Below are 427 nucleotides of genomic sequence, written 5' to 3' on the forward strand. Positions count from 1 at the left end.
TGAGCCTGTCGTGATTTACGATTACCAAGCAGGTCGAAGTCGCGCTTGCGCAAAAGAATTTCTTGCCGGTTATCAAGGCTATTTACAGTGCGACGGTTACCGTGTTTATGACGGTATTGAAGGCATTACCCCTGTTGGTTGTTGGGCACACGCTAGACGCAAATATAACGATGCCTTAAAAGCAGAGTCGAAAAACAAAGGTCGAGCGCATAAAGCCATCAGCTTTATCAGCCAATTATATAAACTGGAAACCCAGGCTAAAAACAAACAGTTATCCCCTCAAGCGCGGTATCAGTTACGACAAGAAAAAGCCTTACCCATATTAATGCACTTTAAAGCGTGGCTTGATGAAGCCGAAGGTAAAGTAACGGCGGGGAGTTATATTGGCAAAGCGATAAAATACACGCTTAATCAATGGCCGAAATTA

1 protein-coding gene is annotated in these 427 nt (G+C 43.8%); it reads left to right on the top strand.

Annotated features, from left to right (window positions below; translation table 11 throughout):
* Nucleotides 1-427: IS66 family transposase (locus ACT3RM_RS18215; protein WP_444511560.1), on the top strand; the 427-nt coding region annotated here is incomplete at both ends.

This window comes from Pseudoalteromonas sp. AOP7-A1-14 (genome assembly GCF_052376275.1).
GTDB lineage: Bacteria > Pseudomonadota > Gammaproteobacteria > Enterobacterales > Alteromonadaceae > Pseudoalteromonas.